Genomic DNA, 11,586 nt, shown 5'->3' with positions numbered 1-11,586 from the left:
ATCCTCCTTAACCTACGTAAATCAGACAGTGCTATTTCAGCAGCTCGTCCAAAACTTCTTGACCTTCTTCACTGCCCAGCCAATTAGACGTTTTAAATGATTCTACAGTTGCATAGTTCATAAATTCGCCAATTTTCACCGATAAAATATCGCTTGCCAATTCATAAATCTGTTTTTCTGTTTTCTTTTTCCACTTTTTATTTAATAAGTATGACCATAAACTGTCAAGCTCAACATCATCGTACCCGAGGATTTTGAACTCTTCCAGCTTACTGTAAAGAAAAGGCCTCAAGTGGTCTTTATATATGCCGGCGGGATGTTTATCCACGAACTGCACGCTCCTTTTTTTGTTTTTCAAGAAGACTTGTCATGCTTGGACGATATATACGCATATCTTTATTGTATATGATTACAGGTTGTTTGAGAAGGCAGGGGGTCAAAATGACGAAACAGACGTTTTTAAAAGGCACACTTATTCTCATCGCTGCGGGGATGATTACAAGGATGCTCGGCTTTGTCAACCGGGTGGTTATCGCCCGGTTTATCGGTGAAGAAGGAGTCGGGCTTTATATGATGGCGGCTCCCACTTTTTTCTTGGCCACAACGCTGACGCAATTCGGGCTTCCCGTTGCCATCAGCAAGCTTGTCGCTGAAGCCAGCGCGCGGGGAGACCATCAAAAAACAAAGAATATTTTAGTCATGTCGCTTACGATTACCGGGGTGCTCAGTCTTATCTTTACCCCGCTGTTCTTATTATTTGCTCCGGTAATGGCGGAAACGATGCTGACAGACGGCAGAACGGTTTACCCGCTGCTGGCGATTACGCCGGTTGTGCCGATTATAGCGATTTCCAGCGTGCTGAGAGGATATTTTCAAGGAAAACAAAATATGAACCCGCTCGCTGTTTCGCAGGTCCTTGAACAAATTGTGCGCATTTCTCTTGTCGCCGTCTGCACCACGATCTTCCTTCCATACGGAATTGAATACGCAGCAGCCGGAGCGATGATATCCTCTGTTATCGGTGAGCTTGCATCACTGGTCTATTTATTCATTGCTTTTAAATTTAAAAAGAAAATCAGAATCAGAAAACAGTTTTTCCACTCGATTAAAACCGGTAAAGATACGTTTTCTCAATTAATGAGTGTGTCGCTTCCTACGACAGGAAGCCGGTTTATCGGCAACCTGTCTTGGTTTTTCGAACCGATCGTTGTCGCTCAGAGCCTCGCTATCGCCGGGGTCGCAACAGCCGCGGCAACAAGCCAGTACGGAGAGCTGACAGGACTTGCAATGACGGTTTTAACACTTCCCAGCTTTATTACGTATTCTTTATCGACAGCGCTGGTTCCTGCGATTAGCGAAGGGATGGAGCAAAAAAAGCTGCAGGTGGTGGAATACCGGCTGGAACAAGCCATGAGGCTTTGTCTTCTTAGCGGAGGAATATCTGTTGTTATTTTATTTACGTTTGCAGAGGAACTGATGAGCGTGATGTATGGCTCATCTGGAGCAGCTGTATTTATAAAAGTTATGGCGCCTTTTTTTCTGCTCTATTACTTTCAAGGCCCGCTACAGGCTGTGTTGCAGGCGCTTAATCTGGCGGGGGCTGCCATGATGAACAGTTTAATAGGAGCGGTCGTGAAAACAGGCCTTATCTTCGCCCTTGCAACCAGACCGTCTCTCGGCATTATGGGAGCGGCCTTGGCTATTGTAACCGGCATGGTGCTTGTTACGCTTTTACATGCGGCTACTGTGAGCAAGGTCCTGCCGATCAGCATAAAAATAAAAGAATACGCAATGTGCATCGCCATTATTTTCGTCAGCGGTTACCTCAGCTCCATCATGAAACATTACATTCGGTTCTCCGGGTCTGAAGCTGTGAATCTCGTCGGATGGGTCACATTAAGCGCGGCGCTGTATATCATTTTACTTCTGTTGTTCCGCTTAATAAAAAAAGACGAGCTCAGCCGCATTCCCGTCATCGGTCGGTTTGTTGCCCGATAAACGTTAAGGCCGGACTTGCTCGTCTTTCAGGTCAACATAAAATGCACCGTCCGTAAAGCTGCAAAACGATATGTCAGAAATGTTATGATAACCTCTTTTTGAAAGCATCTTTATAAGCCATTGTTCGTCTTTTCCTATCCTGTCTACATGTTCTTTTTGAATGACGCCATCCACAATAAGCGGGGTTTCAAGCTGTTTATGTTTTTCATTAGGCTCTTTTTGGACGACCGTCAGTTTGCCTGACGGCTCAAGAATAGCAAACGACACATCGGCAATCCTGTCAATGTTATTTTCTCTGAGCTGAACCATTAGGTCATCAAAATTATAGCGCTGAGATCTCATTGCGCGTTCATCAATTTTTCCGTGTTCAATGATGATGGTCGGCTTGCCGTCAAGTATCTGGCGCACTTTCTGGCTTTTTAAAGACAAGTACGCTAACGATACTTGTATGATCATTAAAACGACCATAGGCACAATCGTATGAGAGAGGTGATCTTCTACATCTTCAATCGCCAAAACCGCAATTTCCGCAATCATGATAAAAACGACCAGATCCAAAATACTGAGTTCACCGATTTCCCGCTTTCCCATTAAACGGAAAATAATGAGAATCACAAAATACAGCAGGATTGTCCGAAACGCAATAATGAAAATTTCTTCCATAGCGCACCTCCATCTCATCATAGCCTGCATCAAATTCATTGATTTATGTAAGAAAAAGCAATGTGATAATTATGCTTTTTTCAAGTCTAATTCTCCTCTTAAGAGAATACATTTTTAAAAAGACGAGCCGTCTGCTTGTATGGCGGTGAGTTGAAGAAAGAACCAGACAGCCTTTGGGCTGGAAGGCAGAGAGGAGACACTCACTCATGGAGGAAACAAAACAAGTAGGAAAAGGCATTCTTTACGGCCTGATTGTTATTTTTGCGGCAATGCTTGCCACAAGTTTGGCCATTTCACTTTTACTTACAGCTACTTCGCTGCAAGAGTCATCGTTCAACTGGCTCGTCACCGCCCTTTCGTTCCTTTCTTTATTTATCGGCGGGTTTATTTCAGGAGGAAAAGCAAAGGAAAAAGGCTGGATGATCGGCGCATTGACCTCTATATGTTTTTCATTGATCATTTTGTTATTTCAGTATTTGGGGTTTGGGAAAACATTTACCGGCGAACAGCTTCTCTTTCATCTCGGCTTTTTAGGAATTTGTATGCTCGGCGGCATTTTTGGAGTGAATTTGCGGGGCAGCAGATTGTCATAACAAAAAAAGAGCGGAAATCCGCTCTTTTTTTCGTTATGTATAAGCTTCGCTGTTATTCAGCGGAAGCTTCTCTGATCGCGCGCCGGTCGAATGTAAGGCGGGTATTTTCACCAGTCTTAATCACGACTTTACTCTCGTCGATCGAATCAACGGTGCCGTGCAATCCGCCGATTGTCACAACCGCATCGCCTTTTTTCAGTTCTTCCTGCATTCTTTTCACAGCTTTTTGCTGCTTTTGCTGCGGACGAATTAATAGGAAATAAAGAACCGCGAACATTAAAATAATAGGAACCAAAGTGCCTAATGTACCTGTCATCTGTTTCACCCCTTTCGAAACAAAATAGCCATGAGGCTTTTTATTTAGAAGCTTTTCGCATTTGGCTTGTTATAGCCGTAACGCTCAAAGAACTCTTCTCTGAAATCACCCAGGCGATCCTCGCGAATGGCCTGTCTTACTTGCTCCATTAAGTTTAACAGAAAATGAAGATTATGATAAGTTGTTAATCGGATACCGAATGTTTCATTACAGCGAATTAAATGTCTGATGTAAGCACGTGAGTAATTTTTACAAGTATGGCAATCGCACTCTTCATCAATCGGGCGGAAATCTCTTTCGAATTTTGCATTTTTCATATTGAGACGCCCTTCAGCCGTAAACACGGTTCCGTTTCTCGCAATACGGGTCGGCAGCACACAGTCGAACATGTCAACCCCGCGCAACGCCCCGTCAATCAAAGCATCAGGAGATCCGACACCCATCAGGTATCTCGGCTTATCTTTCGGTAAAAGAGGCGTTGTGAACTCAAGCACCCGGTTCATGACATCTTTCGGTTCGCCGACAGACAGTCCGCCTATAGCATAGCCCGGAAAATCAAGAGAAATCAAGTCCTTCGCGCTTTGTGTCCGTAATTCTTCATATTCTCCGCCTTGCACGATGCCAAACAGACCCTGTTCGTCTGAACGGCTGTGGGCTTCAAGGCAGCGCTCCGCCCAGCGGCTCGTCCGCTCAACAGACCGTTTCATATAATCGTATTCAGCCGGATATGGCGGGCATTCATCAAACGCCATCATAATATCGGATCCGAGCGCATTTTGGATCTCCATTGCTTTTTCGGGTGAAAGGAACAGCTTATCTCCGTTTAAGTGATTGCGGAAATGAACGCCTTCCTCTTCTATATTACGAAACTTACTTAACGAAAAGACCTGAAAACCGCCTGAATCCGTTAAAATTGCACGGTCCCAGTTCATAAATTTGTGAAGGCCGCCCGCTTCCTTGACGATGTCTTGGCCGGGTCTCAGCCAAAGATGGTAGGTATTGCTCAAAATAATTCCCGCGTCCATTGCCTTCAGTTCGTCAGGCGACATCGTTTTGACTGTCGCCAGTGTGCCGACCGGCATAAAAACAGGTGTTTCAAAGGAGCCGTGCGGAGTATGCACTCTTCCCAAACGTGCTCCCGTTTGTTTACATTCTTTTATAAATTCATAGCGTATTGGTTGTTCAGCCACTTTATATGAGGCCTCCTGTCTTTCAAATTAGATAATCAGCATCGCATCACCGAAGCTGAAAAAGCGATATTCCTTTTCCACCGCATGGTTGTACGCGCGAAGTACATGTTCTCTCCCAGCAAGTGCGCTGACAAGCATAATAAGCGATGATTTCGGCAGATGAAAATTCGTAATCATTCCATCAATCGCTTTAAATTCATATCCGGGGTAAATAAAAATAGACGTCCATCCGCTCGAAGCTTTAAAGGTACCGTTATTCTCCCCGGCAATGGTTTCAAGCGTGCGCGTTGATGTCGTACCGACCGACACAATCCGTCCGCCCGTTTCCCTTACATGATTTAAAGCATCGGCTGTTTCTGCAGACATTTCATAAAACTCCGCGTGCATATTGTGCTCCTCTACTTCATCGGCACTGACAGGACGAAACGTGCCAAGTCCGACATGCAGAGTAATAAACTCGATCCGAACGCCTTTTTCCTTTAATTCACCTAATATCTCTTCCGTAAAATGGAGTCCCGCTGTCGGTGCAGCAGCAGACCCAATTTCTTTAGAAAACACCGTTTGGTACCGCTCTCTGTCATCGAGCTGCTCTTTAATATACGGAGGAAGCGGCATTTCTCCGAGGGATTCCAGCACTTCATAAAAGATCCCGTCATAGCGGAATTCAACTTTTCTCCCGCCGTGTTCCAGCTCTTCTGTGCACACTGCCTGTAACAAGCCGTCGCCGAAAGTCAGAACGGTTCCTTTTTTCACGCGTTTCGCCGGCTTGACAAGGGTTTCCCATCTGTCACCTGTTTCCTGCTTTAATAAAAGCAGTTCAACTTTGGCGCCCGTATCCTCTTTTACTCCGAATAAACGGGCAGGCAAAACGCGGGTATTGTTCAGAACAAGACAATCCCCTTCCTTGAAAAAGCTGACAATTTCCTTAAACGAGCTGTCTGACAGCCCGCCTGTATGTTTATCAAGCACCATAAGCCTTGAAGCATCACGCTGTTCAAGAGGCACTTGGGCAATTAAACGTTCTGGAAGTTCAAAATCAAATAACTCGACTTTCATAATTTCACCTTTATTCTGTCAGTAGTCTTTAATTATTTCATTCTGCCGAAAAGGTTGATTAAAATTGATAATACCACACTAATGATAATACAAGTCACAACCGGAAAGAAAAAAGTAACATTCCCTTTTTTAACAAAAATATCCCCCGGCACCTTTCCGACAAAGTGGATCACTGCACCGGCAATCAGCAAAACAGCCCCAAGAATCATTAATATCTTAGGAAATTCAATCATGCCGGGGAGCCTCCATATTAAAATGATGATATACAGCCGGCGTTACGATACGTCCGCGCGGCGTTCTTTGAATAAACCCGATCTGCAGAAGATACGGCTCATATACATCTTCAATTGTATGAGGTTCTTCGCCAATTGTCGCGGAAATGGTATCAAGGCCGACCGGACCGCCGCTGAATTTTTCGATCATGCCCCTCAGCAGCTTGTGATCAATATGATCCAGTCCAAGCCTGTCAACCTGAAGCCGCTCCAGCGCATCCTGGGCAATATCGTCCGTAATGCGGCTGTCGCCTAACACTTGGGCAAAATCGCGAACCCTCCTGAGAAGCCGGTTGGCAACCCGCGGCGTTCCTCTTGAACGTCTCGCAATTTCGAGCGCTGACGGTTTGTCGATTTCCACTTCGAACAAATCAGCCGTTCTCACGACAATATCGGACAGCTCTTCCTGTGTATAATATTCAAGACGTGACAAGACGCCGAACCGGTCCCTTAAAGGCGCCGTCAACAGACCTACCCTTGTCGTTGCGCCGACGAGCGTAAAGGGCGGAAGATCAAGGCGGACGGAACGGGCGGAAGGTCCTTTTCCGATCACAATATCAAGACAAAAATCCTCCATAGCAGGATACAGCACTTCTTCAATCGACCTGTGGAGCCTGTGAATCTCATCAATAAATAACACATCTCCGGGTTCCAGAGCCGTTAAAATGGCTGCCAGATCTCCCGGCCTTTCAATCGCCGGCCCTGAGGTGGTCCGCATTTCCACACCCATTTCATTGGCAACGATGGAAGCAAGCGTCGTTTTCCCAAGTCCCGGAGGCCCGTAAAGAAGGACATGATCAAGCGTCTCTTCTCTCATTTTTGCCGCGTCAATGAATACGCGCAGATTTTCTTTCACCTTTTTTTGGCCGATATATTGAACCAGACTTTGCGGCCGCAGGCTTTGCTCTATCGCTGATTCATGGTTGTCTGCTTCACTTGAGACAAGCCGTTCATCCATGAACATCACCTTACTTTAATAGTTTTTGTAATGCTTTTTTCACATATTGATCAGTGGTAAGCGTTGTGTCCTCTTTTAGATGAGGAAGCACCTTTTTAATTTCTTTTTCCGCATAGCCGAGGACACGCAATGCTTCAAGCGCCTCATCAAGAGCCGTCTCAGCCGTATGCTTTTCGATTCTGTCCTCATGGTTAAACAGATTTTCAATCATTTCAGGCACAACATCGGCGAGCTTCCCTTTTAGATCGAGAATAATCTGGCGCGCCGTCTTCTTGCCGACGCCTGGGAATTTCACCAAAAAAGCTTCATCTTCCTGTTCAATGGCTTCAATGACAGCCCCAGGGTCACCGGACGCAAGAATGGCAAGGGCGCCTTTAGGCCCGATGCCCGTCACATTTAAAAGCTTCGTAAAAAGCGCTTTTTCTTCCCGCGTGGAAAAGCCGTACAAAGAAAAAGCGTCCTCTCTGATATGATGGTACGTAAAGATTGTTTCTTGATTTCTCTCCTTGTATATGAACGGATTCGGCGTAAAAATCTGATAGCCGATTCCGCCGTTTTCTATCACAATATATTGGGGAGATACATAATCAATCGTCCCTTTAACAAATTCAATCACCCATATTCACCTCTTTGACTGTTCTTCATTGTACCATAAAAACAGACAAAGTCTTATAGAAATGTTAACGTATGTTCCCTTTCGAATCGATCTTTTCACGAAAAAAAAGACATGGGAGCATGTCTTAAAACGTCAAGCAGCACGGGTCATCCGCTGTATGTCTTTATATTCTCGATGACGTGTTCAAATTCGGCTTTTGTGCGAAATGGAATGCCGTTTTGCAAGTTTTTTTGGATCCGGCTCTCCAATCTTTCTAAATCAATTTGAAAAAAAGATTGAATCGGTTCAGCTACGGAATCAGGGCGTCCGTGAAAGGTGGAAATTACCCCGTCGTCCGTTATCCCGATATAACCGTTTACCTTGCTGAGGGGAGAAATATCATCCACTTGTTTCCGAAAAAGGACAAATCCTTTTTTTTGTTCAACGAGTGTCCACCCGGCATATGCCGCCCAGAAATCCTCCATGGCAAGAACCGTCTCGTGCTTATGCTCAATGCTTACATCTCCGTCCAAATACACTTTTTCAAGCTGCACATGAAGCTGCAGCGGTTCATAGTGCTCAACTTCAGCAGCAAATACGGAAGATGTACACAACAGCAAAGCCGCGGCTGCACAGAAAACCGCCATCATAAGACGCACGCTGAAAATTTGTTTCACCATTAACACCTCTTTATATACACTAGATCAAATCAGCTTTACGCCTAGTTTGACCAAAGGCATTACGACTTAACCATTTTCTTGAAATTTGTTTTCACCACCCTGCTGACCGCCCTTTTCTCCGTATGGACAGCACCGGACAGCAGCTTCAGAAATTGTGTAAGAAATGCGCTGAAAAAATATAAAACTGCAAAAATCCAAATCACGCCGCCCGCACCTAACGGACCGATATAAAGACTGACGATGCCGGGTGCGATAAAAGCACATAAACCTGAACCGAGATTTAACACAGACATCGCCGCCCCTTTATTATAAGGGGCAAGAGTCGGCATAAGAGCACTTAGCGGAATATAACCGGCAAGACACGCTCCGATTCGCCAGGCCCAATGATTCCAGCAACTTTATCTCTTTCCCCCTTGGCTTCCTTTTTAGAAAGCGCTTAATTTCAGGGTTATAAGTGCTTTACATAAGCGCTTTTGAATCGATGCTGGCAAATATTCACTTCACTATTTCGCTTTGATGACAATCAATGCATATATATAGCCATCGCCCCCAAGACCAGATACACTATAAATAGCTCTTTTCCTTAACAGTTAAGGATTTTCCTATAGACAACTGCATAAAATAGAGCAAAGAAGGTGAATGAAATGCTTACAAAAGCTGCGGCACTGGCTCATTCAGTTATATACCACTCAAACAGCAGAATGGATAAACTCAAAGAAAAACCCGATGAATTAACCTTAATCGGAAAAGGAAGAAGCGCTTATGTGTTTGCTTTCACAGATGGTGATAAACAAAAGGCTCTCAAAGTGTTTTTTCCTGAATTTCAAGCGACTGCACTAAAAGAAGCGAAGATATATGAAAAACTGTCCGGATCACCTTACTATCCTGACATTTATGAAACCGGCGATACATTTATATTAATGGAATATATTAAAGGCTATACTTTCTATAATTGCCTGACAAAAGGGATTTCAATAAATGATGGCATGATACAGCAAGTGGAAGACGCTCTCAGCGAAGCAAGGGCTGCGGGGCTGAATCCGTCCGATATTCATTTGCGTAATCTGATTTTAACAAAGAGCGGGGCCGTAAGAGTTATTGACGTCGCCAGATTTAATCAGTCAAAAACATGCACCCAGTGGGATGATTTAAAAGCCGCCTATAATACCCTGTATAAAAAACCGGTCTTCCCTAAAAAAATCCCGGCCTTCTGGCTGGAAGCCATCGCCTTTTTATATAAAAAAAACTGGTTTCAAAAATCCTTTTCAGAACGCAAAAAGAAATATTCCTCATAAAAAAGGCAGCCAGTTATACGGCTGCCTTTTTTGCTTTTCACGCGAACTCTTCTGTTTTAATACTGTTCACATTCCGCAAATTGATGATGTCATCGTTCATTTTAAACCAGCTGTTTGCTTCATCAATCTTTTTAAAGAAATCATACGTGGCAGGACGGGTAATTTCGAATGTCAGCTCTTCCCCATTGTTCATATGAAATGTGAGTCGATAGGTTTTCATCATTCTCCTCCTTTTATTCTGTTACACTAATACCCTTATTTACGGCATCTTTAACAGAAAAAAAAGCATTAAAAACAAAAAATCAGCCCGGAGGCTGATTTTTACTTGTTATTTGCGATTAGCGGAAATAAGTTTCATTTGTTCGGGAGTCAGTTTGATGCAGTATCCTCTGACAGTCAGGTATTCCACGTCAGATGGTTCGTTGTTTTTATCGGATCGCCCTTCTGTTTTGATCGGCACGTTTTTCCCCCCATCCCTTTGGTTGATATTTTCATCATAACAAGGTAATGTGGAGACCGTTTTAAAGAAATGTAAAGTGTTTGTGAAAGTATGGTAAAACAATGTTAAAACTTAGGAGGGAACACGATGAACACACGAAGTAAAATCCTTCTCTCCTTCTCGGTCCCTCTTTTTATGTTCACTTGGCTTGTGCATTGGAAGCTTTTTTCACTAAACGGCGTTCCAAAAGGGACTCTCGTTCAGACCGCCGAGTCTCCAAACGGCCGCTATGCGGTAAAGATCTATTCTTTAAAAAATTCATTAAGCGCTGACGCAGCAAGAGGAGAACTAATAAATAATGAAACGCTTGTAAAAAAATCAATTTACTGGAATTATCCGGACAGCAATCCTTATGTAAAATGGCTTGACAGCCGCAAAGTGAGAATCGGCAATCGAACCTTGTATTTGGACACTGATGAAACTTACGATTGGCGGCGGGATGAGAGCTGGGTAAGAGAATCGCCAAACGGCCCTGAGGTTATGATATGAATGGATTCCTCACATAAATGGATAAACACAATTAGCGAGGAAGACTTGCTAAACAATGTAAATGAAAAAAACGGCAGGCTTGGAAGGACATATTCTGCCGGCCGTTTTTTACAAAGTTTTCACCTAACTGATTCATCTGTCATGGCCCCGATGGATCGCTGCGCTTAATCTTCTTCGGCACCGGATGTAAAGTTCGTGTACACTTCTTGCACATCGTCATCATCCTCAAGCATGTCAATCAGCTTTTCCAATTTTTCCGCCGCAGCTTGATCGACTTCTGCAAATGTTTGGGGAACCATGGTGATTTCGGCTGAAACGATTGGGTATTTTCCTTCTAAGGCTTTTCTCACTTCTTCAAATTTTTCCGGCTCGGTAAAGATCTCGAATAAATTGTCGCTTGTTTGAAGATCTTCCGCTCCTGCTTCTATCGCTTCCAGCATCATCTCGTCTTCAACCGTTTTCAGGCCTGTACGGTCAATCGCGATAAATCCTTTTCGGTCAAACATGTACGAAACGCAGCCGCTTTCCCCCAGGCTGCCTCCGTTTTTGTTAAAGGCGGTTCTGACGTTTGTCGCTGTACGGTTTTTATTATCTGTTAAACATGTAACCATGACGGCAATTCCTGAGGGGCCGTACCCTTCATAGGTGATGTCCTCATAGTTGTTTCCGTCATGATTTCCAGCTGCTTTTTTTATAGCCCGGTCTATATTGTCATTTGGCATATTCGCCCCTTTTGCTTTATCAATAACCAGCCGCAAGTTTGCGTTGGACTCCGGATCTGTTCCTCCTTGCTTGGCCGCTACATATAATTCTTTGGCGAGCTTCATAAAAATCTTTCCGCGTTTTGAATCCTGTGCGTTTTTTCGTTTTTGGATGTTTTTCCATTTAGAATGTCCGGCCATTTCTTCTCCCTCCATTGAAACCTGAATTTTCTATGTACACTGTAAATGATCTGCTGCAAGCTTGTAAAGGCAAAAAAACT

At 44.1% G+C, this 11,586-nt stretch carries 16 protein-coding genes and 1 pseudogene; 4 read left to right on the top strand and 13 right to left on the bottom strand.

The window, feature by feature from the left end; genetic code table 11:
• Nucleotides 1-31: 31 nt before the first annotated feature.
• Nucleotides 32-328, bottom strand: coding sequence for a post-transcriptional regulator (locus GXP75_RS11930; RefSeq protein WP_003325291.1), 297 nt, complete (start codon nucleotides 326-328; stop codon nucleotides 32-34).
• Between the two features lie 113 nt (nucleotides 329-441).
• Here GXP75_RS11930 and spoVB point away from each other — a divergent pair, with 113 nt between their 5' ends.
• Complete coding sequence (gene spoVB, locus GXP75_RS11925; RefSeq protein WP_242556880.1) at nucleotides 442-1,998, top strand: stage V sporulation protein B; 1,557 nt, start codon at nucleotides 442-444, stop codon at nucleotides 1,996-1,998.
• A 3-nt stretch (nucleotides 1,999-2,001) separates the two neighbouring features.
• On the opposite strand, the gene GXP75_RS11920 is transcribed toward spoVB, so the two are convergent.
• The gene (locus GXP75_RS11920; RefSeq protein WP_242556879.1) at nucleotides 2,002-2,661 is read right to left on the bottom strand and encodes a DUF421 domain-containing protein; all 660 of its coding nucleotides are present in this window, start codon (nucleotides 2,659-2,661) and stop codon (nucleotides 2,002-2,004) included.
• Nucleotides 2,662-2,867: 206 nt separating this feature from the next.
• On the opposite strand from GXP75_RS11920, the gene GXP75_RS11915 reads away from it, so the two are divergent.
• Nucleotides 2,868-3,254 (top strand): TIGR04086 family membrane protein, encoded by a 387-nt coding sequence (locus tag GXP75_RS11915; RefSeq protein ID WP_242556878.1) that lies wholly within the window; start codon nucleotides 2,868-2,870, stop codon nucleotides 3,252-3,254.
• A 52-nt stretch (nucleotides 3,255-3,306) separates the two neighbouring features.
• Here GXP75_RS11915 and yajC read toward each other — a convergent pair whose 3' ends face one another.
• From yajC to GXP75_RS11875, 8 genes and pseudogenes are all read right to left on the bottom strand, one after another.
• Nucleotides 3,307-3,570 (bottom strand): preprotein translocase subunit YajC, encoded by a 264-nt coding sequence (yajC, locus tag GXP75_RS11910; protein WP_003325287.1) that lies wholly within the window; start codon nucleotides 3,568-3,570, stop codon nucleotides 3,307-3,309.
• Nucleotides 3,571-3,614: 44 nt separating this feature from the next.
• Nucleotides 3,615-4,760 carry a tRNA guanosine(34) transglycosylase Tgt gene (gene tgt, locus GXP75_RS11905; RefSeq protein ID WP_061572682.1) on the bottom strand — a complete coding sequence of 382 codons (1,146 nt, stop codon included), beginning with the start codon at nucleotides 4,758-4,760 and terminating at the stop codon, nucleotides 3,615-3,617.
• 27 nt (nucleotides 4,761-4,787) lie between these two features.
• Nucleotides 4,788-5,816, bottom strand: a complete 1,029-nt coding sequence (gene queA, locus GXP75_RS11900) for a tRNA preQ1(34) S-adenosylmethionine ribosyltransferase-isomerase QueA (protein ID WP_242556877.1) — start codon at nucleotides 5,814-5,816, stop codon at nucleotides 4,788-4,790.
• Between the two features lie 32 nt (nucleotides 5,817-5,848).
• Nucleotides 5,849-6,049: a DUF2905 domain-containing protein gene (locus GXP75_RS11895; RefSeq protein ID WP_242556876.1), complete on the bottom strand. Its 201-nt coding sequence runs from the start codon at nucleotides 6,047-6,049 to the stop codon at nucleotides 5,849-5,851.
• Complete coding sequence (gene ruvB / locus GXP75_RS11890) at nucleotides 6,042-7,046, bottom strand: Holliday junction branch migration DNA helicase RuvB (RefSeq protein ID WP_106044035.1); 1,005 nt, start codon at nucleotides 7,044-7,046, stop codon at nucleotides 6,042-6,044. The genes GXP75_RS11895 and ruvB overlap by 8 nt, the downstream gene beginning before the upstream one ends.
• Before the next feature lie 10 nt (nucleotides 7,047-7,056).
• Nucleotides 7,057-7,662: a Holliday junction branch migration protein RuvA gene (ruvA, locus tag GXP75_RS11885; RefSeq protein WP_010789345.1), complete on the bottom strand. Its 606-nt coding sequence runs from the start codon at nucleotides 7,660-7,662 to the stop codon at nucleotides 7,057-7,059.
• A 146-nt stretch (nucleotides 7,663-7,808) separates the two neighbouring features.
• Nucleotides 7,809-8,291, bottom strand: a complete 483-nt coding sequence (locus GXP75_RS11880) for a BofC C-terminal domain-containing protein (RefSeq protein ID WP_373687805.1) — start codon at nucleotides 8,289-8,291, stop codon at nucleotides 7,809-7,811.
• An 89-nt stretch (nucleotides 8,292-8,380) separates the two neighbouring features.
• A pseudogene (locus GXP75_RS11875) lies at nucleotides 8,381-8,689 on the bottom strand (MFS transporter); the annotation flags it as partial.
• Nucleotides 8,690-8,965: 276 nt separating this feature from the next.
• Between GXP75_RS11875 and GXP75_RS11870 the strand changes: the two are divergent.
• Nucleotides 8,966-9,616 (top strand): hypothetical protein, encoded by a 651-nt coding sequence (locus tag GXP75_RS11870; protein ID WP_061572679.1) that lies wholly within the window; start codon nucleotides 8,966-8,968, stop codon nucleotides 9,614-9,616.
• Nucleotides 9,617-9,653: 37 nt separating this feature from the next.
• Here GXP75_RS11870 and GXP75_RS11865 read toward each other — a convergent pair whose 3' ends face one another.
• On the bottom strand, nucleotides 9,654-9,836 hold the full coding sequence (locus GXP75_RS11865) for a hypothetical protein (RefSeq protein ID WP_003325275.1): 183 nt from the start codon (nucleotides 9,834-9,836) through the stop codon (nucleotides 9,654-9,656).
• A gap of 108 nt (nucleotides 9,837-9,944) precedes the next feature.
• Nucleotides 9,945-10,076: a hypothetical protein gene (locus GXP75_RS11860; RefSeq protein WP_395939638.1), complete on the bottom strand. Its 132-nt coding sequence runs from the start codon at nucleotides 10,074-10,076 to the stop codon at nucleotides 9,945-9,947.
• Nucleotides 10,077-10,202: 126 nt separating this feature from the next.
• On the opposite strand from GXP75_RS11860, the gene GXP75_RS11855 reads away from it, so the two are divergent.
• Entirely contained in the window at nucleotides 10,203-10,604 is a 402-nt protein-coding gene (locus GXP75_RS11855) for a DUF5412 family protein (protein WP_242556875.1), read from the top strand.
• A 164-nt stretch (nucleotides 10,605-10,768) separates the two neighbouring features.
• On the opposite strand, the gene GXP75_RS11850 is transcribed toward GXP75_RS11855, so the two are convergent.
• Nucleotides 10,769-11,506 (bottom strand): YebC/PmpR family DNA-binding transcriptional regulator, encoded by a 738-nt coding sequence (locus GXP75_RS11850; RefSeq protein WP_242557146.1) that lies wholly within the window; start codon nucleotides 11,504-11,506, stop codon nucleotides 10,769-10,771.
• Nucleotides 11,507-11,586: the final 80 nt, after the last annotated feature.

The sequence above is a fragment of the Bacillus sp. HU-1818 genome, from assembly GCF_022695965.1.
GTDB lineage: Bacteria > Bacillota > Bacilli > Bacillales > Bacillaceae > Bacillus > Bacillus atrophaeus.
Note: the sequence above shows the minus strand (reverse complement) of the source record. Positions and strands in the feature narration are given on the sequence as shown.

Excerpts from the sequence above, each read along its gene's own strand:
- GXP75_RS11850 (WP_242557146.1), bottom strand. The coding sequence starts at position 11,506 with ATGGCCGGACATTCTAAATGGAAAAACATCCAAAAACGAAAAAACGCA.
- spoVB (WP_242556880.1), top strand. The coding sequence starts at position 442 with ATGACGAAACAGACGTTTTTAAAAGGCACACTTATTCTCATCGCTGCG.
- queA (WP_242556877.1), bottom strand. The coding sequence starts at position 5,816 with ATGAAAGTCGAGTTATTTGATTTTGAACTTCCAGAACGTTTAATTGCC.
- GXP75_RS11915 (WP_242556878.1), top strand. The coding sequence starts at position 2,868 with ATGGAGGAAACAAAACAAGTAGGAAAAGGCATTCTTTACGGCCTGATT.
- yajC (WP_003325287.1), bottom strand. The coding sequence starts at position 3,570 with ATGACAGGTACATTAGGCACTTTGGTTCCTATTATTTTAATGTTCGCG.
- GXP75_RS11855 (WP_242556875.1), top strand. The coding sequence starts at position 10,203 with ATGAACACACGAAGTAAAATCCTTCTCTCCTTCTCGGTCCCTCTTTTT.
- GXP75_RS11870 (WP_061572679.1), top strand. The coding sequence starts at position 8,966 with ATGCTTACAAAAGCTGCGGCACTGGCTCATTCAGTTATATACCACTCA.
- ruvB (WP_106044035.1), bottom strand. The coding sequence starts at position 7,046 with ATGGATGAACGGCTTGTCTCAAGTGAAGCAGACAACCATGAATCAGCG.
- GXP75_RS11865 (WP_003325275.1), bottom strand. The coding sequence starts at position 9,836 with ATGAAAACCTATCGACTCACATTTCATATGAACAATGGGGAAGAGCTG.
- GXP75_RS11880 (WP_373687805.1), bottom strand. The coding sequence starts at position 8,291 with ATGATGGCGGTTTTCTGTGCAGCCGCGGCTTTGCTGTTGTGTACATCT.
- GXP75_RS11895 (WP_242556876.1), bottom strand. The coding sequence starts at position 6,049 with ATGATTGAATTTCCTAAGATATTAATGATTCTTGGGGCTGTTTTGCTG.
- GXP75_RS11920 (WP_242556879.1), bottom strand. The coding sequence starts at position 2,661 with ATGGAAGAAATTTTCATTATTGCGTTTCGGACAATCCTGCTGTATTTT.